Here is a 4,350-nt window from a genome sequence, read left to right on the forward strand (position 1 = left end):
AAATGCCACCGCGTGAGTGGTCCATGGCCAAGGCTCAGTTCGCCGTGATCTTCGGCGAGCGCTTCATCAGAGCCATGGCGGCGTAATGTTCAACCGCCCGCCCACACACGGAAATCCTGACAGTCCCGATGCATGGCATCTCTGTACGCTATCTACACGCGATCTTTTCTGCGGCAGGCACTTCCTATTCGCACGAACTGCTAAATATTCGGCTGGAACGAGCTGCGCGTATGCTCAGGCTCGCTCCATTCAGTGATCTCAGTGTAGCAGAAATCGCATGGCGCTGCGCTTTTTTTGACGCCAGTCATCTGACACGGCATTTCCGCCAACGCTTTGGTACAACACCTGGTGCATTTCGCTCGTCCAGTGCCCCGATGCCTATCCCATCATGAGGATCATCCCGGATTCGTACCGCATAGGAACTCGGTCTAACACTGTTTGGGACGAAACATTCTAATAGGCTTGCTTGCAAGCAGTGTAATACCGATACACTTCTGTGCCCCTTCATATACACGCCTGTGTAGCGCATGATTGGCACCTGCTGTGCATTGGTGGTCTACATGCGCGTAAAACTGCGATCAGACGTAAGAGCCGGACATTACCAAAAAACGGCTGCCGCGAGGATATTCATTGTGCGCTTGAGGTTGTAGGCGATGGCGGTGAGGCGGACTTGGACGGCGGCTTTAGCGAGACCTCGCCATAGCATTCGGCTAAAGCCATAGCAGCGCTTCCATTTTCCGAATTTCTTCTCAATCCGGCCGCGCAAGCGATGGATAGGCTGGTTCCATTCATGGGGCTTGCTTAGGGTTTCCTTTTCGTCACGGCCCCACATGCCGGTGGCGACGATCCAAGGAATACCGTCTTTCGCACAGCCCGCATCACGGAAGTGGTTGCCGCGATAGGCGCTGTCGACAAACACATCGCCGGGATTGTCGGGCAAGGCTTCAGAGCCAGCTCTGCTGTCGTAAATATTAGCGAATGTGACCGAGATTTCCTCGTCCAACGCTGTATCGACATCGGTTCCAACGTGAGCCTTGAAGCCATTAGCGGCGGCTTTCCCTTGTGTTTTACCCAGCGCATCAGCATTGCCCCATCTGGCGGAGGCAATGATGGTAGCATATGGGCGGCGGTCATCTTTCACGAGCAGTTCGACAAAGGCGAGCTTGCTGGTCCAGTCGATCGCCTCTTCTTCGATACCCAGCACCGTCGAATGAGCAGCCTTCGGTCCCTTCGACATATCCTTGACCGCCATACGCTTCTTCCATTTGGCAACGGCCTTCCAGTTCGTGCCATCGCGCTGGGCCACTTGAACAGAGTCACCAGCCTCCGCGCAACTCCGGCTCTATTGACTATGCTATATCGCTCAACCAACCGCCTCAGTCGTCCCAGCCCTCCCGCATAGATCCTGCCCCATAGTGCATCCTTCCTTTCCCGCATGAATAATGCACCATCAATTCCCCAGACTAAACACATACTCTTCTGTGAAATCGCCTCGGCTCAAACCAGACCCCAAAAAGAGCCTTCTAAACATCAACCAATTTGTCCATGCTGGACAGAGGCTGTGGTTCAGTTCAGATGGAGCCGGGGCCGCAGGCGACCGTAGAGCAAATGGGGGATTTTCGAGCACCGAAGCCTAGAAAATAGCGTTTTGCAGGCCCATATGGGCTGCCCCCTCACAGATCCTGGCAGGGCGGACAAATACGCCCAAAACGACAACATATCTCACATCTTCTGTGAATAGATTGGCCCAGTCGTCAAACCACTGTTGATCGACCAGCATGGAATAAAGAGTGACACACCGCCGATAAGCTCGATGTCTTCCATAATTCTTCCTTATGAATGCAACAACATTACCCCGCCCAAAACAATGGCAAGCATAACCAGCGTCTCACCAATGATGAGGGCGAACGGCCGCCAACCTACATCCAATACGGTCCTGAGGTTGGTTTTTATCCCGATCGCCGTGATAGCGAGGACAAGAAAATAATGTGAAAAGTCGGAACCAAGCGATTGGCTTCTTCCTGATACTAGACCCGCACTGTTTAGAACCGCAAAAGCAAAAAATGCGATCAGAAAACCGGGCGCATACTGGGCCTTAATCGGGCTCGCGTGTGTAACGCGCCCAAGCCAGACAAAAATTACCATCACAACCGGCAGCAGCAACGCAACACGCATGAGTTTTACGAATGTGGCTAGTTCACCGACCTTTGGCGAAATCGCCTTACCTGCCGCAATGACTTGCGCAACGTCATGTATCGTTCCACCTAGAACGACCCCCATATCCTGTTGAGAAAGCCCCAGCGCGGCTAACAACAAAGGATAAAATATCATTGCTAGTGTAGCCATCAAAGTCACGACCGCTATCACTACAGCCAATGATTTCTCGCTGTCCTCGTCCTGTGGCAACACACTGGAGATAGCCGCAGCTGCCGAGGCTCCGCAAACGGCTACCGCACCGCCGCTGAGCGCGGCAAAGGCAGGCGGCAGTCTAAGCACCCTCGCCGCAACAACTGCAAACAGCATTGTCGCGGCCATAGCAAAGGCGATGAGAACCAAAGGAGCCAAGCCGATTGACATTATATCCGCAACCGCAATCTTCAAACCGAGAAGCGCCACGCCCAATCGCAAAATACTACGTCCCACCCAGTCGATACCTGGCCGGACCACGTCCAGATCATAAACAAAATGGATAGCGAGGCCGATCAGCAACGCCATAAGCATGGATGGCGCACCATAATGAAGGCTGATAGATTCGGCGCATATACCCGCGACTATCACAATCAAAATACCGGAATAGTGCTTTGACAACCATGGCAGCATAACGGGGATTCGTCCAAGCTGCTGAATGATGCTCTGATTGATATAGAACATACTCACCGACCTTCTCCTCGCAATTTTTTCAATCTCTGGTGCAAGGATAGGAGACGGCCAGCTCGCGCCAGAATTGGGGGGGCCGGTTTGCAGCATCGAGCCCCGATACAGACTGAGCACTATTTATACGCCTTATTTTAGAAAATATAATCGATTGATTATTTTATAACGATAATGTATATTTATCATATGACATTCGATCAGTTGCGCATTTTCGTTATAGTAGCCAACCACTTGAATATGAGGCGCGCAGCTGAGCTTCTAAATCGCACACAGCCTGCCGTCAGCGCGGCAATTGGAGCACTGGAAAGCCGCGGCAATGTAAGGCTTTTTCACCGCGTGGGCAGACATCTCGAATTGACTGAGGTCGGCAAAACTTTTCTGCCGGAGGCACAGGCTGTGCTGCTCCGTATGGAAGCGGCGCGACGGACCTTATCCGACCTTGCGGGTGGGCAAACCGGAACTTTACACATTTTCGCCAGCCAAACCGTTGCAACTTACTGGCTTCCGTCACGTATGGCACGGTTTGCAGCAACACATCCAGCGGTTCAACTCTCCCTCAGCGTCGGTAATACTACACAAGCCCTCGCGGCAATAGTTTCGGGGAAGGCCGAGCTGGGTTTTATTGAAGGTCGGGTCGATGAAACCAATATACTTAGCCAAACTATCGGTGAGGATCGTCTGGGGCTTTATGTCGCGCGGGATCACCCGTTGGCAGAAACAAAGGTGGATCGAAAGCAGCTTAGCACCATCGGCTGGATACTCCGCGAAAAGGGATCGGGTACTCGCGATCATCTTGTATCAGGGCTTCGCGGTCTTGGCCTAGAATTTGAAGATCTTGATATCAGGCTAGAGCTACCCTCGAACGGCGCCGTGCTCAACGCAGTTATAACCGGCAACTTTGTTTGCGCCGTTTCCGATCTTGCCGCAGAATCAAGACTGCACGCAGGCATGTTGAGTCGACTGGATTGCGAATTGCCAGCACGCACATTCAAGATGATCGCTCATCGCGAACGCTATAAAAGTCGGATTGCGCAAGCGTTTATTGATGCCGTTAATTAGGCACAGGACCAATTAAATTGGTTACGTAGATGGCGGTCAGAAAATTCGGTAGCGGCGAGAGGAGGCGTTGCTATAAGTGATCTGATTTGGCTATCGGAGGCACAGACACGTCGGATCGAGCCGTATTTTCCGCTGTCGCATGAGTGCCGCGTGTCGATGATCGCCGGATCATCAGGGCATTGTGTTTGTAATCAGGAGCGGGCTTCGATGGCGCGATACACTCGCCGAATACTGACCGCTGCGGCAAACAGCAAGAACACCGCCTGCATCCCGTCAATAGCGAACCGCTAGGGACTGTCAGGATTTCCGTGTGTGGGCGGGCGGTTGAACATTACGCCGCCATGGCTCTGATGAAGCGCTCGCCGAAGATCACGGCGAACTGAGCCTTGGCCATGGACCACTCACGCGGTGGCATTT

At 52.9% G+C, this 4,350-nt stretch carries 4 protein-coding genes; 2 read left to right on the plus strand and 2 right to left on the minus strand.

What is annotated here, in order from left to right; translation table 11 throughout:
- Positions 1–128: 128 nt before the first annotated feature.
- Positions 129–392 (plus strand): helix-turn-helix transcriptional regulator, encoded by a 264-nt coding sequence (locus EQG66_RS15780; RefSeq protein WP_129405316.1) that lies wholly within the window; start codon positions 129–131, stop codon positions 390–392.
- Positions 393–598: 206 nt separating this feature from the next.
- Here EQG66_RS15780 and EQG66_RS15030 read toward each other — a convergent pair whose 3' ends face one another.
- Together EQG66_RS15030 and EQG66_RS15035 are read right to left on the minus strand one after the other, a co-directional pair.
- Positions 599–1,252, minus strand: a complete 654-nt coding sequence (locus EQG66_RS15030) for a transposase (RefSeq protein ID WP_220428679.1) — start codon at positions 1,250–1,252, stop codon at positions 599–601.
- 581 nt (positions 1,253–1,833) lie between these two features.
- The gene (locus EQG66_RS15035; RefSeq protein ID WP_245988133.1) at positions 1,834–2,871 is read right to left on the minus strand and encodes a YeiH family protein; all 1,038 of its coding nucleotides are present in this window, start codon (positions 2,869–2,871) and stop codon (positions 1,834–1,836) included.
- A gap of 189 nt (positions 2,872–3,060) precedes the next feature.
- Between EQG66_RS15035 and EQG66_RS15040 the strand changes: the two genes are divergently transcribed.
- Positions 3,061–3,933 carry a LysR substrate-binding domain-containing protein gene (locus EQG66_RS15040; protein WP_129405318.1) on the plus strand — a complete coding sequence of 291 codons (873 nt, stop codon included), beginning with the start codon at positions 3,061–3,063 and terminating at the stop codon, positions 3,931–3,933.
- Positions 3,934–4,350 lie beyond the last annotated feature (417 nt).

The sequence above is a fragment of the Sphingobium fluviale genome (assembly GCF_004122115.1).
GTDB classification, from domain to species: domain Bacteria; phylum Pseudomonadota; class Alphaproteobacteria; order Sphingomonadales; family Sphingomonadaceae; genus Sphingobium; species Sphingobium fluviale.

Coding starts and splice junctions, on each gene's coding strand:
- EQG66_RS15040 (WP_129405318.1), top strand. CDS start 3,061: ATGACATTCGATCAGTTGCGCATTTTCGTTATAGTAGCCAACCACTTG.
- EQG66_RS15780 (WP_129405316.1), top strand. CDS start 129: ATGCATGGCATCTCTGTACGCTATCTACACGCGATCTTTTCTGCGGCA.
- EQG66_RS15030 (WP_220428679.1), bottom strand. CDS start 1,252: ATGGCGGTCAAGGATATGTCGAAGGGACCGAAGGCTGCTCATTCGACG.
- EQG66_RS15035 (WP_245988133.1), bottom strand. CDS start 2,871: ATGTTCTATATCAATCAGAGCATCATTCAGCAGCTTGGACGAATCCCC.